The sequence below is a fragment of the Streptomyces sp. NBC_01241 genome, from assembly GCF_041435435.1.
Classification (GTDB): Bacteria; Actinomycetota; Actinomycetes; order Streptomycetales; family Streptomycetaceae; genus Streptomyces.
Genome location: NZ_CP108494.1, coordinates 4618505 through 4637764 on the forward strand (window position 1 = coordinate 4618505; position 19260 = coordinate 4637764).

The window sequence follows — 19260 nt, forward strand, 5'->3', positions numbered from 1 at the left end:
GTGGCCGCTCAGGACTCCGTGCGGTACATCAGGTCCACCTCGTGCGTCACGAAGCCCATCCGCTCGTAGACGGCCAGCGCGGCCTTGTTGTCCGCGTCGACGTAGAGCATCGCGGTCGGCAGCCCCTCGGCGGCCAGGTGGCGCAGCCCGATCGCAGTGAGCGCCTTGCCGAGGCCGCCGCCCTGCGCGTCGGGCCGGATGCCGACGACATACACCTCGCCGAGCTGTTCCTCGGCGTGCACCTTCGTCCAGTGGAAGCCGATCAGCTCGCCACCGCGCTCGGCCAGGAAGAACCCCGTCGGGTCGAACCACGGCTCCGCCTTGCGGTCGTCCAGGTCGCGCTGGGTCAGCGAGCCCTGCTCGGGATGGTGGGCGAAGGCGGCCCGGTTCACGGCGAGCCAGGCGGCGTCGTCCTTGCCGGGCACGAAGGTGCGGACGGTGACACCGGGCGGCAGGACCGGCTCCGCGATGTCCGACGCGCCCAACGGGCGGCGCAGCTGGCGCAGTTCGCGGAAGAGGGAGAGGCCGAGGACCTGCGAGAGATGCCGGGCCGCGGCCTTCCCGCCGTGCGCCCACACCCGCAGCCGCTTCCCGGTCAGGGCGAGCAGCGCCGCCCCCAGCGCCCGCCCGTGCCCCTGTCCGCGGTACGCCGGCTGCACGACCAGCTCGGCGGCCGGTGCCTCGACGGGGTCGGTGTCCTCCAGCTGCGCGTATCCCACCAGGGTGCCCCCACTGGTGAGCAGCAGATGCCGCACCCCCTCGCGCCGCCCGCCCTGCAACTGCAACCGCCCCTGCTCGGACACGGCCTGCCTGCCGTCGGACCGGGCCGCCTCGGCGAGCAGCCCGGACACGGCCTCGGCCTGCTCGGAAGAGAGGACGTCGAGCGTCTGGATCTCACGTCCGGGGGCGGGGAGGGGTGCGTCAGTCGTCATGTGTACGAGCGTACGGGGGTGGGGCCGGGATGTGGGCGCCGCGAGGGTGCGGAATCGTCCTGCGGCCCGTTGGGCCGGTACGACCGCCTTTGCCGTGAATTCGTTCTCCATGACGCGCACGCTTCCGGCAGTCGTACGGGCCGTGACGTTTCTGCCTGCATATGTGAGCCATGCGGGTGATAGGCGCCAGTTGGTCCCGATTCAGACCGCATGGCAACCAGTTCGTAACCCCGGACACCTGTCGCGCTACGCGCGTTGACCCTAGGCTGCGGCACGAAGTCTCCAGACTCGCCATCACCCTCAAACCTCCCGCAGAAATCACAAGGGGACCGATGTCAGCGACACCGCAGAAGAACCGCGCATCCCGGCGGGTGCTCGCCGCCGCGGCCGGGCTCGCCACCGTCGGCGCGCTCGTCGCCGCGATGCCGGCCAGCGCCCAGGGCAACGGGCAGCACAAGCCGGCCAACACCGTCGACGTACAGCTGCTGTCCTTCAACGACCTGCACGGGAACCTGGAGCCGCCGGCCGGCTCTGCGGGCACGGTCAACGAGACGCAGCCCGACGGCACGACCAAGGCGATTCCGGCGGGTGGTGTCGAGTACCTCGCGTCCTCGCTCCGGACCGCGCGCAAGGGTCACCCGTACTCCATCACCGCGGCCGGTGGCGACATGGTGGGCGCGAGCCCGCTGCTGTCCGGCCTGTTCCACGACGAGCCGACCATCGAGGCACTCAACAAGATCAACCTCGATGTGACGGCCGTCGGCAACCACGAGTTCGACGAGGGCGCCGTCGAGCTGGCCCGCCTCCAGAACGGTGGCTGCCACCCGGTCGAGGGGTGCTACGAGACGGGCAAGAAGTTCAAGGGAGCCGACTTCCCGTACCTCGCCGCCAATGTGACGAGCGAGAAGACCGGCAAGCCGATCCTCAAGCCGTACACGGTGTGGAAGAAGAACGGCATCAAGATCGGCTTCATCGGTGTGACCCTGGAGGGTACGCCGAACATCGTCACGGCCAACGGTGTCAAGGGCCTCAAGTTCCACAACGAGGTCGAGACGATCAACAAGTACGCCGCCGAGCTGGACCGGCAGGGCGTCAAGTCCATCGTCGCGCTGATCCACGAGGGCGGGGCGCCGGCCTCCACCTCGTACAACTACGACTGCGACAGCTCCGGCGCCGGTGACGGCATCTCCGGGCCGATCGTCGACATCGCCAAGGGCATCACGCCGAAGGTCGACGCGCTGGTCACGGGCCACACCCACCAGGCGTACGTGTGCAACATCCCGGACCCGGCGGGCAACCCGCGCATGGTCACCTCGGCGGCGTCGTTCGGCAAGATCTACACCGACACGACCCTCACCTACGACCGCGGCACCAAGGACATCGTCCGTACGTCGGTGAAGTCGGCCAGTGCCTCGAACCCGAAGTCGGTGAACCACATCGTCAGCCGGGACCAGCCCAGGGCCACCGACATGACGGACCTGATCGCCCGCTGGAACACCCTCGCGGCACCCATCGCGAACAGGCCGCAGGGCTACATCACCGCCGACATCGACGGCCGCGGCTCCACGGCCCCCGAGAAGCCGCTCGGCAACCTGATCGCGGACGCCCAGCTGGAGGGCCTGGCCCCGGCGGACAAGGGCGGGGCGGTCGTCGCCTTCATGAACCCGGGCGGTATCCGCGCGGACCTGGTCTACAAGGCGTCCGGCAGTGAGGGCGACGGGGTGGTGACGTACGGGGAGTCCTTCACCGTGCAGCCCTTCACCAACATGATGAACGTCGTCGACCTGACCGGCGCCCAGCTGGTCACCGCACTCCAGCAGCAGGTCAGCGGCTCCAACGAGGCCAGCCCGAAGATCCTCCAGATCTCCAAGGGCCTCACCTACACCCTCGACATGACGAAGTCCGGCGCGGCCCGCGTGGTCACCGACACCATCAAGCTGAACGGTGCGGCGATCGACCCGGCCAAGACCTACCGCGTCGCGATGAACGAGTTCCTGGCAGGCGGCGGCGACGGCTTCGCGGCGCTCGGCCAGGGCACCAACAAGCTGGTCGGCGCGTCCGACCTGGACCTCTTCAACGCCTACCTGGCGGCCCACTCGACGGCCGCCGCGCCGCTGGCCCCGCCGGCGACGGACCGGATCACGGTCATCCAGTAACTCCCGTAACTGCGTAACTCCCGTACGCGGGTGAAGTGGGGCGGTGGGCCGGCGGGCCCACCGCCCCACTGCGTTCGACCGGGTGACGGGGGTCTCGGGGGTCTCGGGCAGGACGACCACGGCGTCGGCCCCGGCCTCGGCCGGGTTCTATGAGCGAGTCGCCTCGTAGTCGGGGAGCGCGGCGGGGGTGGTCCGGGTTGCCGGGCGCATGGTCAGGATCAGCGCGGCCGACCCGGCGAAGACGACCGCGGCGACGACGCCGGTGACGTGCAGGCCGGCGGTGAACGCCTCCCGCGCGGTGTGCAGCAGTTCCGCGCTCCGGTCGGCGGGAAGGTGCCGGCCGGTGGCGATCGCGCCGGCCAGCGAGTCGGACGTGCCGTCCGTCCGGCTGCGGTAGACCACTGCGGCCACCACGCCGAGCAGCGCGAAGCCGAGCGAACCGCCGAAGTAGTTGCCGGTCTCCGACATCGACGCCGCCGAGCCGGCCCGCTCCGGCGGCACGGACCCGACGACCAGCCCGGTGCCCAGCGCGAACAGCGGACCGGTGCCCAGCGCCAGTACGGCGATCCCGGTCATCACCAGCGGCAGGGCGCCCGCACCGCCGACGCCGACCAGCAGCAGGCTGCCCAGCGCCGACCCCGCCAGCCCGCCGGCGATCGCGGTGGTCTGCTTCATCCGCCGGGCCAGTGCCGGTGCGGTCATGGTGCCGACGGCCACGCCCAGGCCCATCGGGGCGAACAGCACCGCCGACGTGACCGGCGAGAAGCCCAGCACACTCTGCAGGTACTGGGTCACCAGCAGGCCCGTACCGGCCATGGCGATACCGGCGAAGACCAGCGCGACGAGCACGGCGGCGAACGGGCGGCTGCGCAACAGCCGCAGGTCCAGCAGCGGCGTCCGAAGCCGCAGTTGCCGGCGTACGAAGAGGAATCCGGTGGCTGCGCCGACGACGAGGGCCACCGCCGGCACGACCGGCACGCTCTCGACGGTCAGCTGCTTGATGCCGTAGACCATCAGAAGCACGGCCACGAGCGACAGCCCGACGCTTGCCGGGTCCAGCCGGCCGGCCCGGTCGCTGCGGAACTCCGGCAGCAGGACCGGCCCGGCCAGCAGCAGCAACGCCATCGCCGGTACGGCGACGAGGAACACCGATCCCCACCAGAAGTACTGGAGCAGGAATCCGGCGAGCACGGGCCCGAGCGCGCCGCCGGTGAACTGGCAGGTCGCCCAGATCGCGATGGCCTTCCCGCGCTGCCGTTCGTCGCGGAACATGTTGGTGATCAGGGCAAGTGTGGACGGTGCCAGGGTCGCGCCGGCGACGCCCAGCAGCGCACGTGCGACGATCAGCATCAGCGGGTCGACCGCGAAGGCGGCCACGACCGAGAACACCGCGAACGCCGCTGCGCCGATCATCAGCAGCCGTCGGCGGCCGATCCGGTCGCCGAGCGTACCCATCGTGATGACCAGGCCGGCCACCATGAATCCGTAGCTGTCACTGATCCACAGCTGCTGGACGTTGGTGGCACCCAGGTCGGCGCTCAGCCGTGGGAGCGCGAGCAGCAACGCCGTCGCGTCGATCGCGACGAGCAAGGTCGGCAGCATGAGGACGACCAGTCCCAGCCATGCCCGGTTGACTCGCATATCCGAAACTCCCTGTTCTCCCGACGTTTCGCCGGTTGGTCGGAGCGGTGGAGAGCTTCTTGACATCGGTACGGACGGACATCTTTCGCGTCTGCCACGGAGGGGCTGCCACGGAGGGGCTGCCACGGAGGGGTTTCACCGGAAATGACGACCTCGCGGTCCGGGCGACGCGACGCCGGAAAACTCCGTGCGAAAGTTCTGGCGGAGGATGTCAAGACGACGACGGCGGCTCCGACCAACCGGTCGAAGGGCCCGATCCGGGGCTCGCGAACCACGAGGAGTACGAGATGCAGTTCCTGATCAGCCTGCATATCAACCCGGCCGTGCTGGACGCGCTGACCGACGAGGAGAAGGCGGCGATCGGCAACGGCCACGGCACGTTCATCGAGGCGCTGAAGACGTCCGGCGAGCTGATCACCACACAGGCGCTGGTCGACCCGTCACAGGCCGCTGTGGTGTCCGTACGCAACGGCCGGCCGGTGGTGACCGACGGACCCTACCTGGAGGCCAAGGAGTATCTGGGCGGCTTCTACCTGATCGACTGCGAGAACAAGGAACGGGCGATCGAGCTGGCAGCGCGGATCCCGGACACCGCTGTCGAGGGCCTGGGTGTCGAGGTGCGGCAGGTGATGTTCGCCGACGGACAATTGGAGGCATGACAGCACCAGCCATCGAGGACCTGCTGCGTGAGCTCACGCCGCAGGTCCTCGGCACGTTGGTACGCCGGAACGGCCGGTTCGAAGGGTGCGAGGACGCCGTGCAGGAGGCCGTCCTCGCCGCCACCGTGCAGTGGCCGGCCGAGGGGGTGCCGGACAACCCGCGCGGCTGGCTGGTGACGGTCGCCTCCCGGCGGCTCATCGACCAGATGCGCAGCGACCACGCGCGCCGCGAGCGCGAGTCGGCGACGGCCACCGAAGTGGTGCCCGAGGATGTACCGGACACCGACGACACTCTCGTCCTGCTCCTCCTGTGCTGCCATCCGACGCTGACCGCGGCCTCCCAGACCGCCCTGACGCTGCGGGCGGTCGGCGGCCTGACCACGGCCGAGATCGCCCGCGCGTTCCTGGTGCCGGAGGCCACGATGGCGGCCAGGATCAGCCGGGCCAAGCAGCGCATCAAGGCCGCCGGGAGCTCGTTCACCCTGCCGGACGGCGCGGAGCGCGAGGAGCGGCTACGGGTCGTCCTGCACGTGCTCTACCTGATCTTCAACGAGGGCTACACCGCCTCCTCGGGCAGCGAGCTGCACCGCGCCGACCTCGCGCACGAGGCGATCCGGCTGGCCGGGATGGTGCACGCGCAGCTGCCCGAGGACGGCGAGGTGACCGGGCTGCTCGCGCTGATGCTGCTGACCCACGCCCGCCGGGACGCACGTACGACGGCGGCCGGCGACCTGGTGCCGCTGGACGAGCAGGACCGTACGACATGGGACCGCGGGCTGCTCGACGAGGGGCTGGAGCTGGTCAAGGCATCGCTGGCCGGCCCGACGCTGGGGCCCTACCAGTTGCAGGCCGCCATCGCCGCCACGCACGCCGACGCGGCCACGGCCGAGGAGACCAACTGGTCGCAGGTGCACGCCCTTTACCTGGTCCTGGAACGGATCGCGCCCAATCCGATGGTCACCCTCAACCGGGCGATCGCGCTCGCCGAGACCGAGGGCCCGGCGGCCGGGCTGGCCCTGCTGTCCACCCTGGACAGTGACGGGCGGCTGGCCGGGCATCACCGGCTGCTGTCCGTACGGGCGCATCTGCTGGCGAGGACCGGCGACACGGCCGGGGCGTACGAGCACTACCGGCGCGCCGCGAAGTCCACCGCCAGCATCGCCGAGCAGCGTTACCTGGAGTCCCGGGCGAGCCGGGTGGCACGCCTCGCATGACGCCTTCGCGGGCGATGCGGCGCCGACGCGGGGGACATGCCTCGCGCCCCGCTCCGGACGTTCCTTCCGGGGCGGGGCGCGAGGTGAACGGCCTACGCATCAGGATTCCGCCGGCCGTCGGGGTTGCCTGCTTGCCGGCTGCCGGCTGCCGGCTGTCAGGCCTGTCCCTGACCGTTGGATCCCTCCTCGCTGAGCGTCCTCTTGTCCGCGGGCTTGTGGTGCACCGGCTTGTGGTGCGAGGGCTTGTGGTGCACCGGCTTCTTGTGCGGAGGCTTGTGGTGCGGGGGCTTCTTGTGCGGCGGCTTGTGCTGCGGGGGCTTGGGCGGCCGCGGCTTGCTGATGTCGATGGTGACCCTGGCGGGCCTGCTGGCGATCTGGTTCCCCTGCGGGTCGGTTCCCGCCGCCATCGCCACGTTGGTGACGGGGCAGAGCCTGCCGTCATCGCCGCCGGCCTTGGTCTTCTTGCAGGCATTGGCGTCGGCCTGGGTGATGGTGTACGTACCGTGGCAGGTCGTCCTGGCGCCCGGCGCCAGCGTGGTCGCGTCGCAGATGACGTTGGTGACGCGGTCGTCGCTGACCAGCACATTGTGCAACGTTGTGCTGCCCGTGTTGGTGACGGTGTAGGAGTACTGCACCTTCTTCCCGACGGTGTACGGACCGGGCGTGACAACCCGCTTCTTCAGGGTGATGTGCGGGGCCCCGACCGGCAGCGTCTGCTGGGTCTCCGGAGAGATGATGGTCTCGCCGCCCGTCCTGCCGGTCGCCGTGGCGGTGTTGGTGACGGAACCAGCCGTACCGTCAGCCGCGGTGATCGTGTACGTGCCGGTGCACGTCGTGCTGTCGCCCGGACTCTCCGACGGGGCCAATGTGGTCGATTGACAGGTGATGTCGGTGACATGGTCGTCGTTCACCGCGACATCGGTCAGCTCCACCCCGCCCGTGTTGCGGACGGTGTAGGAGAAGGTGACCGTTTGCCCGACGGAGTAGGGGCCGGGCGTCTCGGCCTTCTTCTCCACGACGAGACCGGGCGGCTGTTCGATCGGCACGCTCTGCGACGACTGCGGCGACATGACCGCCTCGCCGTTCGACGTGCCCGTCGCGATGGCCGTGTTGTCGATGGAACCGTGCGCCACATCGGCGGCAGTGACTGTATAGGTGGCGGTGCAGGTGATCGTCCGACCGCTCGCAAGCGTCGTCGTGTGACAGTTCACCGGGCCGATCTTCGGGTCGGTGACGGCGAGGTCGGTGATGTCCGTCGCGCCCGAGTTGGTGACCACGAAGTCGTACGGCACCTGCGACCCGGCCACCAGGTCACCGGGGAGCGGCTGCCTGACCTGCTTGACGAGGTTCAACCGGGGCAGCGGCTGGGCACTGGTGACGACCACGTTGCGGATGAGGTGGACATCGGTGAACAGACCCGTGGAGGCGGCAAATCCGAACTTGTAGGTGGGGGGTACCGGTTGCGGAGCGGGCGTGCTCAGCACCTGGTGGGGGCCGGTACCGTCGTTGAAGTCGACCGACACGGTGAGCACCGGGTTGGGTGCCGGGGTGAGCTGCACGTGGACCCGGCGGCGCGACGGTTCGAGCGCGGCCTCGGCCTCGGCGGGGGTGGCTCCCGGGGGCAGCACGGTCAGCGGACCCTGAAGGTTTCCGGGAAGCGTCGACGGCCAGGGCCCGGTGGTGGTGAAGTTGCTGGTGGTGGCGGTCAGGAAGCAGTAGCCCTCGGTGCCGTCGCCGAGACCGCGCACCGTGACCATGTTGGCCCCGGGAGCGGGAACGCGGAACCCCGTCCCGGCGGGCGAGCGGTTGGCGCAGCCGTTCCCGCGGTGCTCCCAGTCGCCGAAGTAGTTCCCGAGGACATCGAGCCCCACGCCCAGGTAGCCGCGGTCCACACCGGGCAGGAACGTGGCGGTGGGATCGTCGTCGGGGAGCTTCTGCGCGTACCCGAGGCTGCCGCCGAAGGCGCCCGGGTGGGTCAGCGCGCCGTCACCGTTCACCAGGAAGAACGAGATGCCGTCGGCGGGGGTGGCCGGGGTCGTACTTCCGTACTGCCACTGGTCGAACGTGACGTCGAGGCCCTCGTTTGCGGGCAGCGCGTGGTTGTAGAGGACGGCCCCCGACTGGTCGTTCGAGGCGTCCGTCAGCCGCAGGTATCCGTGCGGCGCGCCGTTGGGGGGCGGCACCGGGCCGACCCCCGCCGGGCAACCGCCCAGCGGGTGGTCCCCCGGACCCGGCGCGGCGGCGGCCGGGGCGCCGGTGAGGCAGGCCGATCCCACACCGGTGAACTCCGGGGCCGTGGCCTGCGTGAACGTCTCATCGACCAGGGGGGAGCCAAGGGCACGCGGCTGGGCTTGGGCGCCGGTGTCCAGCGCCAGCGACGCTCCGGCGCCGACGACGAGCGCCAACACCGCCGCAGCGAGTCGGGCAGTCCGTGCGCGCGGCGCGCGTCCACCGGACGACGGTGAGTACTTCCTTCGGTTCATGCCCGCATCAATAGCAGTCACTTTATGTGGTTTTTGCGGTAACAGACTGTCATGTACGCCAATGGGTGTCGGGATGGACCTCACCTGGCGGTACCTGCCTCCGGGACCGGCCTCTCCGTCGACGGAGGCGCCCTGTCGCGTTTCCGAGCCGTTGCGGGCTTCCGCGAGGTCGGCCCTGTTCGGCCGGTCCGAGCCGACGGACAGGGCGGCCCGGGAACATGGGTGAGGTACTTGCTGTAGGTCTCGGCCGAGTACCTCTCGCATACGGCGGTGATGCGGGCCTCGGGGTGAGTATCGACCTGGACGTCGAACGCGGCGTCGAGGTGGGTGGAGAGGATGCCCTCCTCACCGAAGGCCGGGTCGCCGATCTGAACGATGTCGCCCCAGCGTCCGACAGCGACGTGGTCGAGGTCGCCGACGTGCCGGGGATGGCCGCTGTCCCGGCGGAGCATGGGGCCGCGTTGCCCCCATGGCACGCCAGGAAGGCCCGATGTCGAGAAGCGCTCTGAGCGGCTGGGCGAGCATCTGGCGGCCCTGTTCCATTGGTGTCGTGCACCCGTCATAATCTGCGGGCTGACCCCCCCCACGGCAGACGGAGGCATACCCCGCATGAGCCCGTACACCGCCACTCGCCGGAATTTCCTGGCCGGCGCTCTCGCCGCCACTGCCACCGTTGTCGTCGGCGCGGGCCCCGCCACCGCCGGGGCCCGGCAGGTCCTCGGCACCCAGGACTGGATGGGCGCCGTCCTCGACGCCACCGCGTTGCAACGCCTCACGATCCCCGGTTCGCACGACTCCGGCGCCCGGTTCGGAGGTCCCTGGACGGAGTGCCAGAACACCACGATCGCCGACCAGTTGAACAGCGGGCTGCGGTTCCTCGACGTGCGGTGCCGGGTCACCGGTGACTCGTTCGCGATCCACCACGGGGCCTCGTACCAGAACCTGATGTTCGGCGATGTGCTGGGCGCCTGCTGGGACTTCCTGGCGGCTCACCCGGGCGAGACCGTGCTGATGCGGGTCAAGCAGGAGTACTCCGAGGAGAGCGACGCGGAGTTTCGGCGGATCTTCGACCTCTACCTCGACGCCAAGGGGTGGCGGCCGTTGTTCCGTATCGACTCCGCGCTGCCCTCGCTGGGTGAGGCGCGCGGCAAGGTCGTACTGCTTGCCGACAACGGCGGTCTGCCCGGGGTCCGTTACGCCGATTCGGAACTCTTCGACATCCAGGACGACTACATGGCGGAGCCGTTCGCCAAGTACCCCAAGATCGAGGCCCAGTTCCGCAGGGCCGCGCAGCAGCCCGGGAAGCTGTTCATGAACTACGTCAGCACCGCGGCCCTGATGCCGCCGCGCTGGAACGCGGACCGGCTCAACCCGCAGGTGCAGTCGTTCCTGAACGGGTCGGAGGCATCCGGCTGGACCGGGCTCGGGATCGTCCCGCTGGACTTTCCCGCCACCCGGTCCGGGCTGGTCGAATCGCTGATCAGGCACAATCCCGGGGTCTGACCGGCCGGGCGGCACGTTCCCGAGAGCCCGTACGGCATCGCGCTCCCCAAGAAGCATCGTGGTGTGTGCGAGAGGACCGAGTCGGAACTCGAGCGGTACATGGGTTCGAGTGACGGGGATCGGGAATTCGCGACGAATCTCCACCCCCTTCGCTTCGCCGGTTCCCCCCTCACAGCTCCGGCGGCGGCTGCGGGGCCCCCGGCAGCATGATCGACGCCTCGGTGCCGTCTCCCTCTGCCGCCGGGCGCAGGGTGACGGTGCCGCCCGCCTGCTGGACCGTGCGGGCGACGATCGACAGGCCCAGGCCCGAGCCGGGGAGCTGACGGGCGGACGGGGAGCGCCAGAAGCGTTCGAAGACGTAGGGGAGTTCCTCGGCGGGGATGCCGGGGCCGTGGTCCCGTACGGTCAGTTCGCCGCCCCGCAGCGCGACCTCGACCGTGCCGCGGGGCGGGCTGAACTTGACCGCGTTGTCCAGGACGTTGACCACCGCCCGCTCCAGCGCCGCCGGTTCGGCCCGTACGTACCAGGGCGTCAGGTCGGCCCTGATCGTCAGCTCGGGGCCGCGCAGGCGGGCGCGTTCCAGGGCCGTGTCCGCGATGTCGTGCAGGGCGACGACCTGGAGCGGGCCGGGGTGCGCCGCGTCGGGGCGGGCCAGTTCCTGGAGGTCGCCGATGAGCGAGGCCAGTTCGGTCATCTGCGCCTTGACCGAGTTCATCAGGGCCCTGCGGTCGTCCGGCGGGATGGCCCGGCCGGTGTCGTCGCTGCGGGCGAGGAGCTCGACGTTGGTGCGCAGCGAGGTCAGCGGCGTCCGCAGTTCGTGGCCGGCATCCGCGATCAGCTGGGCCTGACGGTCGCGGGAGCTGGCGAGGGAGGCGGTCATCGAGTTGAACGACCGGGACAGCCGGGCGATCTCGTCCTCGCCGTCGACCGGGATGCGTGCGGTGAGGTCCTCGGTGCGGGCGACGTGCTCGACCGCCTCGGTGAGTTCGTCGACGGGGCGCAGCCCGGTGCGCGCGACCCAGAACCCGGCCGCGCCGGCGCCGCCGACGCCGATGCCGGAGACGGCCAGGAGCACCCAGGCGAGGGTGGAGAGCGGGGCGTCGATCTCGCTCATCGGACGGGCGACGGAGACCGCGAAGCTTCCCGGAGCCAGGCCGGGCGCCGGGTTGTGGGTCTCGTACGCGTATGTGTACACACGCATCTTCTTGCCGCTCTTCGTGCTGGCCGTGTGCAGGGCGTTGTCCCGCACACCGGCGGCCACGGCGATGTCGGCGGCCGTCACACCGATCGGCGAGGCCCCGGCGGAGGTGCAGGTGCTCCCGGACACGGTGACGAGCTGCACGGTGTACGTCCCCCCGACCGGCGGGACGGTCGCCCGGTCGGGGCGGGTGCAGGCGATGAACAGCTTCTGCATGTAGTCGTCGCTGACCGAGACATTGCGCAGCGAGGCATCCAGCTGGTTCTCCAGCTGCACCCGCGTCACGAACCAGCAGGCCGCCGCCACCGCCGCGACCGCCACCGCGACCGCCACCGCCACCAGGAGCGCGAGCCGGGTCCGCAGGGGCAGGGCGCGGAGCCGGTGGAGGGTGCCGGTCATCCGTCACCGCCGCCGGAGCGGAGCGCGTAACCGACCCCCCGCACCGTGTGCACGAGCCGCGGTTCGCCGCCCGCCTCCGTCTTGCGGCGCAGGTACATCACGTACACGTCCAGGGAGTTGGAGCTCGGCTCGAAGTCGAAGCCCCACACCGCCTTGAGGATCTGCTCGCGGGTCAGCACCTGCCGCGGGTGTGCCAGGAACATCTCCAGCAGGGTGAATTCGGTACGGGTCAGTTCGACCCGGCGGGTGCCCCGGGTGACCTCGCGGGTGGCCAGGTCCATCCGGAGATCGGCGAAGGCCAGCACATTGTCGTCGGGGACGGAGCCGCCCGCCGCGGCCGCGTACGAGCTGCGGCGCAGCAGGGCCCGGATGCGGGCGAAGAGCTCGTCCAGCTCGAAGGGCTTGACCAGGTAGTCGTCGGCGCCCGCGTCGAGACCGGTGACCCGGTCGCCGACGGTGTCCCGGGCGGTGAGCATCAGGATGGGGGTGGTGGTGCCCGCGGAGCGGAGCCGGCGGGCCGCCGTCAGTCCGTCCATCCGCGGCATCTGGATGTCGAGGACGATGAGGTCGGGCGCGTACGCGTCGGCTCTGGCGAGGGCGTCGAGACCGTCGACGGCGACCTCGGTGCCGTATCCCTCGAACGCGAGGCTGCGCTGCAGGGCCTCACGCACGGCGGGCTCGTCGTCGACGATCAGGATGCGCTGCGGATCGTCTTCGGCGGGGCTCATCGCTCGTTTTCCTCTTCTCGTTCCGTGCGGACCGGGCTGCTTTCAGCCTCGCACGGCCGCGGCACGTCGTCGCGCGGCCCGGCGTTTGCGGGCCGTGGTGGTACGGACCTCCGGGATGCGGGGCGGCTCGGAGGTCCTGCGGCCGGCCAGTTCCGCGACCAGCGCGAGTGGCAGGGCCAGGTCGGCCGGGCCGGCGGGGATCGGGGTGGAAGGGTGCATGTCCGTCTCGTCTCCTCAGGAACCGTTGCCGGACCGCAGGGTGGGGAGGTCGGCCTTCAGGGTGTTCACCGGGATCGCGAAGCCCAGCCCCACGCTGCCCGCACCGGAACTACTGGATCCGCCGGACGAACTCGCCGAGTACATCGCCGAGTTGATGCCGATGATCTCGCCGTTCATATTGATGAGCGCGCCGCCGGAGTTGCCGGGGTTGAGCGAGGCGTCGGTCTGGATGGCCTTGTACGTGGTGGTGGAGTCGCCGGTGTCGCCGTTGAACTGCTGACCGCCGAACTCGAACGGCCACTGTCCGCCGCCGCCCATTCCGCCCTGCCCCTGTCCCTGGCTGCCGCCGTCGTCCTTGGCGACCGTGACATCGCGGTTCAGGGCGGAGACGATGCCGCTGGTGACGGTGCCGGTCAGGCCCTCCGGCGAGCCGATCGCGACGACCTGGTCGCCGACCGCGATCGCCGAGGAGTCGCCCAGCGTGGCCGTCTTCAGCCCGCTCGCACCGTGGAGCTTGATGAGCGCGAGGTCCTTGTCGGCGTCGGTGCCGACGACCTTCGCGGTGTACGTCCGGCCGGTGCTGAGCGTCACCTTGACCGCTGAGGCGCCGGAGATGACGTGGTTGTTGGTGACGATCTCGCCGTCGGACGTGATGACCACGCCGGAGCCGGTGGACTCGCCCGCGGTCGAGGTCGCGTTGATCTCGACGATCATCGGCGAGACGGCCGCCGCGACACCGGCGACGGTCCCCTTGCTGCTCTGCGAGACGGTGGTGCCGGGAACGATGCCGCCGCCCGTGCTGTTCGTGTCGTTGCCGGTGAGCTGTCCGACGAAGGCTGCGGTGCCGCCGCCGACGACGCCCGCCGCGATGGCCACGGCCGCCAGGAGGGCCACCGGCCGCTTGGCCCGGCGCCGGTGCGCGGCCGGCTCGGGGGCGGGCGGGTAGGAGGGCGGCGGCGGGTAGGACGCGTCACCGTTGCCGTACGAGGGGTACATCGGGTACTCGCCGCTCGGGCGCTGGCTCTCTGTCATGTAAAAGAGCGTGACGGCCGAAGATGAGAGAAGCCTGAGCACGCGCTGAGAAGCCCGGCAGAACCTCGTATGCCCGATATAAGGGAGTAACGCTTCCGTCGGGCCGTGGGGGAGTACGGGGTCGTGGAGGAGTACGAACGAGGCGGGGCCCGGGGCCCGGCGTCGCCCGCCCCGCCTGACGCGTCCCGTCTAACGCGCCCCGTCCGTGGGCTCCCCGCAGCCGCAGGACCGTCGTACCACCAGCGCCGACGGGAACTGCCTCAGCCGCTCCCGGCGCGACCCCTGCACCCGCAACGAGTCGTCGAGCACCAGGTCCACGGCGGCCCGGGCCATCGCCGGGCGGTCCGAGTAGACCGTCGTCAGGGGCGGATCGGTCAGACCGGCTTCCTTCACGTCGTCGAAGCCCGCCACCGCGAGCTCCCCGGGCACATCGATCCGCAGCTCACGCGCGGCCCGCAGCACACCGATGGCCTGGTCGTCCGTCGAGCAGAAGATCGCCGGTGGCCTGTCCGGCCCCGCGAGCAGCTTCAGCGCCACCTGATAGGCGTCGTAACGGTTGTACGGAGCCTGGAAGAGCCGGCCCTCCGTCGAACGCCCCGACTCGTGCATCGCACGGCGCCAGCCCTCGACGTGGTCGGCCACCGGGTCACCGACCGACGGGGTCGACTCCACGCCGCCGAGGCACGCCACATACTCGTTGCCGTGCTCCAGCAGGTGCCGGGTGGCGAGCTGGGCGCCGCCGACGTCGTCCGTGACGACCGCGACGTCGTCGATCGCCTCGGGCCGCTCGTGCAGCAGCACGACTCGCGCGTCCCACGCCTCGATCTCCGCTGCCGCCCGCTCGCTGGGGCCCTGGCTGACCAGGATCAGCCCGGAGACCCGCATGCCGAGGAAGGCCCGCAGATAGTGGACCTCGCGCTCGTCGCGGTAGTCGGAGTTGCCGACGAGAACCATCTTTCCGCGCTCGGCGGCGGCCTGTTCGACCGCGTGCGCCATCTCCGCGAAGAACGGCTGCCGGGCGTCCGGCACGATCATCCCTATGAGGTCGGTCCGCCGCGAGGCCATAGCCTGGGCAACCCGGTCGGGCCGGTAGCCCAGCTCCTTGATCGCGGCGAGCACCCGCTCGCGCGTGGCCGGGGCAACCGGCCTGGGTCCGTTGTTGATGACGTAGCTGACGACCGCGGTCGACGTACCCGCCAGTCTCGCCACATCGTCCCGCGTCACCTTGGCCACGCGCGGCAGTCTACGCGGATATACCTACCTGTTGGCAGGCCGGACCGGGGCTTCTCCCGGGGCCTCGGACATGATCGGCTGCTCCGAACGGGTTACAGGTCCGGCGGCCCGCTCCGTCGCGGCCCGGGCCTTGGCCTCCTCGGCCGCGCGCTCCACCTTCTCCGGTGCGACGAACCGGTAGCCGACGTTACGGACCGTGCCGATCAGCGACTCGTGCTCCGGGCCGAACTTGGCACGCAGCCGGCGCACATGGACGTCGACCGTCCGCGTACCGCCGAAATAGTCGTAACCCCAGACCTCCTGGAGCAGCTGGGCGCGGGTGAAGACCCGGCCCGGGTGCTGCGCCAGATATTTCAGCAGTTCGAATTCCTTGAAGGTCAGGTCCAGGACCCGGCCCTTCAGTTTCGCGCTGTACGTCGCCTCGTCGACCGACAGATCGCCGCTGCGGATCTCCATCGGGGATTCGTCGGAGCCGATCTGCTGCCGGCCGGTGGCCAGCCGCAGCCGGGCCTCGACCTCGGCCGGGCCCGCCGTGTCCAGCAGCACGTCGTCGATGCCCCAGTCGGCGGTGACGGCCGCGAGACCGCCCTCCGTCACGACGAGGATCAGCGGACAGCCCGGTCCGGTGGACCGCAGCAGCTGGCACAGCGACCGCACCTGCGGCAGGTCGCGGCGGCCGTCGATCAGGATGACGTCGGCGCCGGGGGTGTCGACGAGGGCGGGGCCTTCGGCCGGCGCCACCCGCACGCTGTGCAGCAGGAGACCGAGGGCCGGAAGCACCTCCGTCGACGGTTGAAGGGCATTTGTCAGAAGCAGCAGTGAACTCATCGCCACCCACCTGCCTGGGTCGTCGGTCGATGTTCGTGCGCGGTTCGCTCGCCCATTACGTCGGTCCTCCTCGTTCCCTGCGAGAGGGGCACTCCCGGGCTCGGCCCGGGGGAGTATGCGGCACTTCTTCGTACGGTTCGTGCTGGCTTCATCACTGCTTTCCGTACGACGTTCGTCTTCGTCCGTCCTACGTTTTCTACGGGTGCGGCCCCGCGCCCCGGGACCGCTGAGCTTGTGGAAACGTCGCCGTAACAACGCCCGGAAAGCACTAAAGGACCCGGGGGCTGCTTTGCCCGGATCCTCTTCCCAGCAGAATAGCCCACATGAGTTCTGTGTCCGAGGGGCGATTTCGGAGTTCCTCTGTTCCCTTGATCACGCCCGGACATCCGCGCACCCCCTTGCGGACCACGTTGCGGACCGATGACGGGGTCCGTATCGAGGCGGTGTACGAGCCGTGCACGGCAGATGCCGGGGCCGCTGCGGAAACATCCTTCGACGGTACTGCGATCGTGGTCGCGCACGGGTTCACCGGATCGGCGGACCGGCCCGCGGTACGGCGTGCCGCGGGGGTTCTCGGCCGGCGCGCGGCCGTGGTCACGTTCTCGTTCCGGGGCCACGGCGGGTCCGGCGGGCGGTCGACGGTGGGCGATCGCGAGGTGCTGGATCTGGCGGCGGCGGTGCGGTGGGCGCGGGCGCTCGGGCACCGGCGGGTCGTGACCGTCGGGTTCTCGATGGGCGGCTCCGTGGTGCTGCGGCACGGGGCGCTGTGCAAAGGGCGAGCCGGGGTGAGTGCAGAGCGCGGGGGGCGCATCGAAGCGTACGAGGGGGTGCACGCGGAGGCGCGCGCCGATGCGGTGGTGGCCGTGAGCGCCCCCGCCCGCTGGTACTACCGGGGCACGGCCCCGATGCGCCGCCTGCACTGGGTGGTCACCCGTCCCGTCGGCCGGCTGGTCGGCCGCTGTGGTTTCCGCACCCGGATCGACCACAACGACTGGGACCCGGTCCCGCTCTCCCCGGTCGGGGCGGCGCGGCTGATCGCCCCGGCCCCGCTGCTGATCGTGCACGGCGACCAGGACCCGTACTTCCCGCTGGACCACCCCCGGATGCTGGCCGAAGCGGCGGGCGACGGCGCCGAGCTGTGGCTGGAGCACGGCATGGGCCATGCCGAGAACGCCGCGGACGAGAGCCTGCTCAGCCGCATCGGCGACTGGGTGGCGGCGCGGTGATTCATGATGGACAGCTGATGCGAGACGAGAGGAGCTCCGCCATGTCTGCCGGAACGATCCGCTACTGGGCCGCCGCGAAGGCCGCCGCCGGGATCGCGGAGGAGCCGTATACCGCTGCGACGCTCGCCGAGGCGCTCGACGCGGTGCGCGAACGGCACCCCGGCGAGCTCACCCGAGTGCTGCAACGGTGCTCGTTCCTCGTCGACGGTGACCCCGTGGGGACCCGCAGTCATGAGACCGTACGTCTCGCCGAGGGCGGCACGGTCGAGGTGCTCCCGCCGTTCGCAGGAGGGTGAACCGCAGAACATGAGCAGCAACGATCAACAGCATCCGTACGGACAGGACCCGGGGCACGGCTACGGGTACGGGTACGAGCCCGGCCAGGAGCCGCAGCCGCAGCCGTACGGGGAGCAGGTGTACGGACAGCAGCCGTACGGGGATCAGCCGTACGGGGAGCAGCCGTACGGTCAGCAGCCCTACGGTCAGCAGGGGTACGGCGACGGGACCCATGGTGCGCAGTCGTACGGCGGCCAGTCGTACGGTCAGCAGGCGTCGTACGGAGCCCCGCAGCCGGCCGGACCGGTGTCCGCATGGCCGACCGGCCATCTGCCGGAGTCCGGCGTACCGGCGGCGCACGGGCCGCAGGATCCCGGTGTCGCGCAGACCTGGGAGGGCCAGACCTGGGACACCCAGTACCAGCCGACCATCCAGCCCGCACAGCCTGTGCAACAAGCACAGCCCGTGCAGCCTGCCCAGTCCATGCAGCCCGCACAGCCTGTGCAGCAGCCCGTTCCGGCTGCCGCCGAGACCGCCTGTCCGTCGCCTTCGCATCCGCGGCGCGCCACCGGCTCCTACCCGCTGCCACCCGAGGCCCCGGCCGAGCCGGTCCGGGCGGACGTACCCGCGGACCAGCCTCCCGCCGATACCGCGTCCGCGCTCGACGCCGCCGGATACAGCGTCCCCACCACCCTGGGCAACAGCCGGATCACCGACGCCCAGCGCGCCCGCGCCGAGGGCCGCTCGCCGATCATCGCGCCGGGCATGCAGCCCGCCGCCATCACCGCGGGACTCGGGCTGCTCCTCGCCCTCGGTGCCGCGATCGGTCCGTACGCCCTGGCCGTACCGCTGGTGCTGCTCCAGGCCGTGACCGCGGCCGGGTGGTTCCGGCTCAACGGCATGTGGCCGGCCCGGCAGGGCATCGCGCTCGCGTTCGCCGGTGGCCTCGTCGCCGACATCGCGCTGCTCGCCGCAGGCCGCGAGAACGGACCGGCCGCCATCCTCGGCACCCTCGGCATCTGGGTGCTGCTCACCGTGGTCCTCCAGTTGCGCAGCCACGCGAGCGCCGACGAGCGGATGCAGGGGCTGATGGCCACCGTCGCCTCGGCCGCGCTCTCGGTCCTGGCCGCCGGACACCTCGCGGCGGTCCCGGCAGCGGTGACGGTGGGCGGGGTGGCCGTCGCGGTCGCCGTCCTCGTCCGCGCGCTGCCGCTGCCCGGACCGGCCTCGGTCGTGGTGGCGCTGCTCGCCGCCGCGGGTGCCGGTGCCGCGGCGGGGGCGTTCACCGATTTCGGCACGAAGGGTGCGCTGCTCGGCCTCGCGGCGGGCGGTTGCGCGCTGATCGGGCTGCGGGTGGCGAGTTACGACTACCCGTCGCGGTTCGTCCACATGACGGCCGGTGTGGCACTGCCGCTCACCGCTGCCGCCCCCGCCGTCTATCTGCTCGGCCGCGCGATCTCGTAGCACGCACCGCCGCCGCCCCCTTCGGGAACCGGACGGGAACCGAAGAGGGGTGTCCGCTCGTCGATCACC

Annotated in this window: 17 protein-coding genes; 7 read left to right on the forward strand and 10 right to left on the reverse strand. The window is 70.9% G+C overall.

The window, feature by feature from the left end; genetic code table 11:
- Nucleotides 1–8: 8 nt before the first annotated feature.
- On the reverse strand, nt 9–932 hold the full coding sequence (gene mshD, locus OG306_RS20615) for a mycothiol synthase (protein ID WP_266747552.1): 924 nt from the start codon (nt 930–932) through the stop codon (nt 9–11).
- Nucleotides 933–1264: 332 nt separating this feature from the next.
- Between mshD and OG306_RS20620 the strand changes: the two genes are divergently transcribed.
- Nucleotides 1265–3088: a bifunctional metallophosphatase/5'-nucleotidase gene (locus OG306_RS20620; RefSeq protein WP_266747553.1), complete on the forward strand. Its 1824-nt coding sequence runs from the start codon at nt 1265–1267 to the stop codon at nt 3086–3088.
- A 147-nt stretch (nt 3089–3235) separates the two neighbouring features.
- Here OG306_RS20620 and OG306_RS20625 read toward each other — a convergent pair whose 3' ends face one another.
- Entirely contained in the window at nt 3236–4729 is a 1494-nt protein-coding gene (locus OG306_RS20625; protein WP_266747554.1) for an MFS transporter, read from the reverse strand.
- A gap of 287 nt (nt 4730–5016) precedes the next feature.
- Here OG306_RS20625 and OG306_RS20630 point away from each other — a divergent pair, with 287 nt between their 5' ends.
- Nucleotides 5017–5388 carry a YciI family protein gene (locus tag OG306_RS20630; RefSeq protein WP_266747555.1) on the forward strand — a complete coding sequence of 124 codons (372 nt, stop codon included), beginning with the start codon at nt 5017–5019 and terminating at the stop codon, nt 5386–5388.
- A complete protein-coding gene (locus tag OG306_RS20635) occupies nt 5385–6602 on the forward strand; it encodes an RNA polymerase sigma factor (RefSeq protein WP_371665541.1) in 1218 nt (405 codons plus the stop codon). Before OG306_RS20630 ends, OG306_RS20635 begins: the two co-directional genes overlap by 4 nt.
- Nucleotides 6603–6757: 155 nt before the next feature.
- Here the strand turns inward: OG306_RS20635 and OG306_RS20640 are convergent, their stop codons facing one another.
- A complete protein-coding gene (locus tag OG306_RS20640) occupies nt 6758–9085 on the reverse strand; it encodes a DUF7507 domain-containing protein (protein ID WP_327349510.1) in 2328 nt (775 codons plus the stop codon).
- Nucleotides 9086–9165: 80 nt separating this feature from the next.
- Nucleotides 9166–9537 carry a DUF6333 family protein gene (locus tag OG306_RS20645; RefSeq protein ID WP_266747558.1) on the reverse strand — a complete coding sequence of 124 codons (372 nt, stop codon included), beginning with the start codon at nt 9535–9537 and terminating at the stop codon, nt 9166–9168.
- A gap of 157 nt (nt 9538–9694) precedes the next feature.
- On the opposite strand from OG306_RS20645, the gene OG306_RS20650 reads away from it, so the two are divergent.
- The gene (locus tag OG306_RS20650) at nt 9695–10588 is read left to right on the forward strand and encodes a phosphatidylinositol-specific phospholipase C (RefSeq protein ID WP_266747559.1); all 894 of its coding nucleotides are present in this window, start codon (nt 9695–9697) and stop codon (nt 10586–10588) included.
- A 169-nt stretch (nt 10589–10757) separates the two neighbouring features.
- Here OG306_RS20650 and OG306_RS20655 read toward each other — a convergent pair whose 3' ends face one another.
- From OG306_RS20655 to OG306_RS20680, 6 genes are all read right to left on the reverse strand, one after another.
- Nucleotides 10758–12185, reverse strand: coding sequence for a sensor histidine kinase (locus OG306_RS20655; RefSeq protein ID WP_266905961.1), 1428 nt, complete (start codon nt 12183–12185; stop codon nt 10758–10760).
- Nucleotides 12182–12913, reverse strand: a complete 732-nt coding sequence (locus OG306_RS20660) for a response regulator transcription factor (protein ID WP_266747561.1) — start codon at nt 12911–12913, stop codon at nt 12182–12184. The genes OG306_RS20655 and OG306_RS20660 overlap by 4 nt, the downstream gene beginning before the upstream one ends.
- Nucleotides 12914–12955: 42 nt before the next feature.
- Nucleotides 12956–13132, reverse strand: coding sequence for a hypothetical protein (locus OG306_RS20665; RefSeq protein ID WP_266747562.1), 177 nt, complete (start codon nt 13130–13132; stop codon nt 12956–12958).
- Between the two features lie 15 nt (nt 13133–13147).
- Nucleotides 13148–14164: a S1C family serine protease gene (locus OG306_RS20670; protein WP_266747563.1), complete on the reverse strand. Its 1017-nt coding sequence runs from the start codon at nt 14162–14164 to the stop codon at nt 13148–13150.
- A 189-nt stretch (nt 14165–14353) separates the two neighbouring features.
- Nucleotides 14354–15397 carry a LacI family DNA-binding transcriptional regulator gene (locus OG306_RS20675; protein WP_266747564.1) on the reverse strand — a complete coding sequence of 348 codons (1044 nt, stop codon included), beginning with the start codon at nt 15395–15397 and terminating at the stop codon, nt 14354–14356.
- A 24-nt stretch (nt 15398–15421) separates the two neighbouring features.
- A complete protein-coding gene (locus OG306_RS20680; RefSeq protein ID WP_266747565.1) occupies nt 15422–16225 on the reverse strand; it encodes a response regulator transcription factor in 804 nt (267 codons plus the stop codon).
- Nucleotides 16226–16548: 323 nt separating this feature from the next.
- Here OG306_RS20680 and OG306_RS20685 point away from each other — a divergent pair, with 323 nt between their 5' ends.
- The 3 genes from OG306_RS20685 to OG306_RS20695 are packed head-to-tail and all read left to right on the forward strand — an operon-like array spanning nt 16549 to nt 19191.
- Entirely contained in the window at nt 16549–17451 is a 903-nt protein-coding gene (locus OG306_RS20685) for an alpha/beta hydrolase family protein (protein ID WP_266747566.1), read from the forward strand.
- A gap of 41 nt (nt 17452–17492) precedes the next feature.
- Complete coding sequence (locus tag OG306_RS20690) at nt 17493–17747, forward strand: MoaD/ThiS family protein (protein ID WP_266747567.1); 255 nt, start codon at nt 17493–17495, stop codon at nt 17745–17747.
- 10 nt (nt 17748–17757) lie between these two features.
- Entirely contained in the window at nt 17758–19191 is a 1434-nt protein-coding gene (locus tag OG306_RS20695) for a hypothetical protein (RefSeq protein WP_371665542.1), read from the forward strand.
- The last annotated feature ends 69 nt before the right edge of the window (nt 19192–19260 follow it).

Excerpts from the sequence above, each read along its gene's own strand:
- OG306_RS20695 (WP_371665542.1), top strand. The coding sequence starts at position 17,758 with ATGAGCAGCAACGATCAACAGCATCCGTACGGACAGGACCCGGGGCAC.
- OG306_RS20630 (WP_266747555.1), top strand. The coding sequence starts at position 5,017 with ATGCAGTTCCTGATCAGCCTGCATATCAACCCGGCCGTGCTGGACGCG.
- OG306_RS20635 (WP_371665541.1), top strand. The coding sequence starts at position 5,385 with ATGACAGCACCAGCCATCGAGGACCTGCTGCGTGAGCTCACGCCGCAG.
- OG306_RS20665 (WP_266747562.1), bottom strand. The coding sequence starts at position 13,132 with ATGCACCCTTCCACCCCGATCCCCGCCGGCCCGGCCGACCTGGCCCTG.
- OG306_RS20620 (WP_266747553.1), top strand. The coding sequence starts at position 1,265 with ATGTCAGCGACACCGCAGAAGAACCGCGCATCCCGGCGGGTGCTCGCC.
- OG306_RS20645 (WP_266747558.1), bottom strand. The coding sequence starts at position 9,537 with ATGCTCCGCCGGGACAGCGGCCATCCCCGGCACGTCGGCGACCTCGAC.
- OG306_RS20660 (WP_266747561.1), bottom strand. The coding sequence starts at position 12,913 with ATGAGCCCCGCCGAAGACGATCCGCAGCGCATCCTGATCGTCGACGAC.
- OG306_RS20655 (WP_266905961.1), bottom strand. The coding sequence starts at position 12,185 with ATGACCGGCACCCTCCACCGGCTCCGCGCCCTGCCCCTGCGGACCCGG.
- mshD (WP_266747552.1), bottom strand. The coding sequence starts at position 932 with ATGACGACTGACGCACCCCTCCCCGCCCCCGGACGTGAGATCCAGACG.
- OG306_RS20625 (WP_266747554.1), bottom strand. The coding sequence starts at position 4,729 with ATGCGAGTCAACCGGGCATGGCTGGGACTGGTCGTCCTCATGCTGCCG.
- OG306_RS20680 (WP_266747565.1), bottom strand. The coding sequence starts at position 16,225 with ATGAGTTCACTGCTGCTTCTGACAAATGCCCTTCAACCGTCGACGGAG.
- OG306_RS20640 (WP_327349510.1), bottom strand. The coding sequence starts at position 9,085 with ATGAACCGAAGGAAGTACTCACCGTCGTCCGGTGGACGCGCGCCGCGC.
- OG306_RS20650 (WP_266747559.1), top strand. The coding sequence starts at position 9,695 with ATGAGCCCGTACACCGCCACTCGCCGGAATTTCCTGGCCGGCGCTCTC.
- OG306_RS20670 (WP_266747563.1), bottom strand. The coding sequence starts at position 14,164 with ATGACAGAGAGCCAGCGCCCGAGCGGCGAGTACCCGATGTACCCCTCG.
- OG306_RS20690 (WP_266747567.1), top strand. The coding sequence starts at position 17,493 with ATGTCTGCCGGAACGATCCGCTACTGGGCCGCCGCGAAGGCCGCCGCC.
- OG306_RS20685 (WP_266747566.1), top strand. The coding sequence starts at position 16,549 with ATGAGTTCTGTGTCCGAGGGGCGATTTCGGAGTTCCTCTGTTCCCTTG.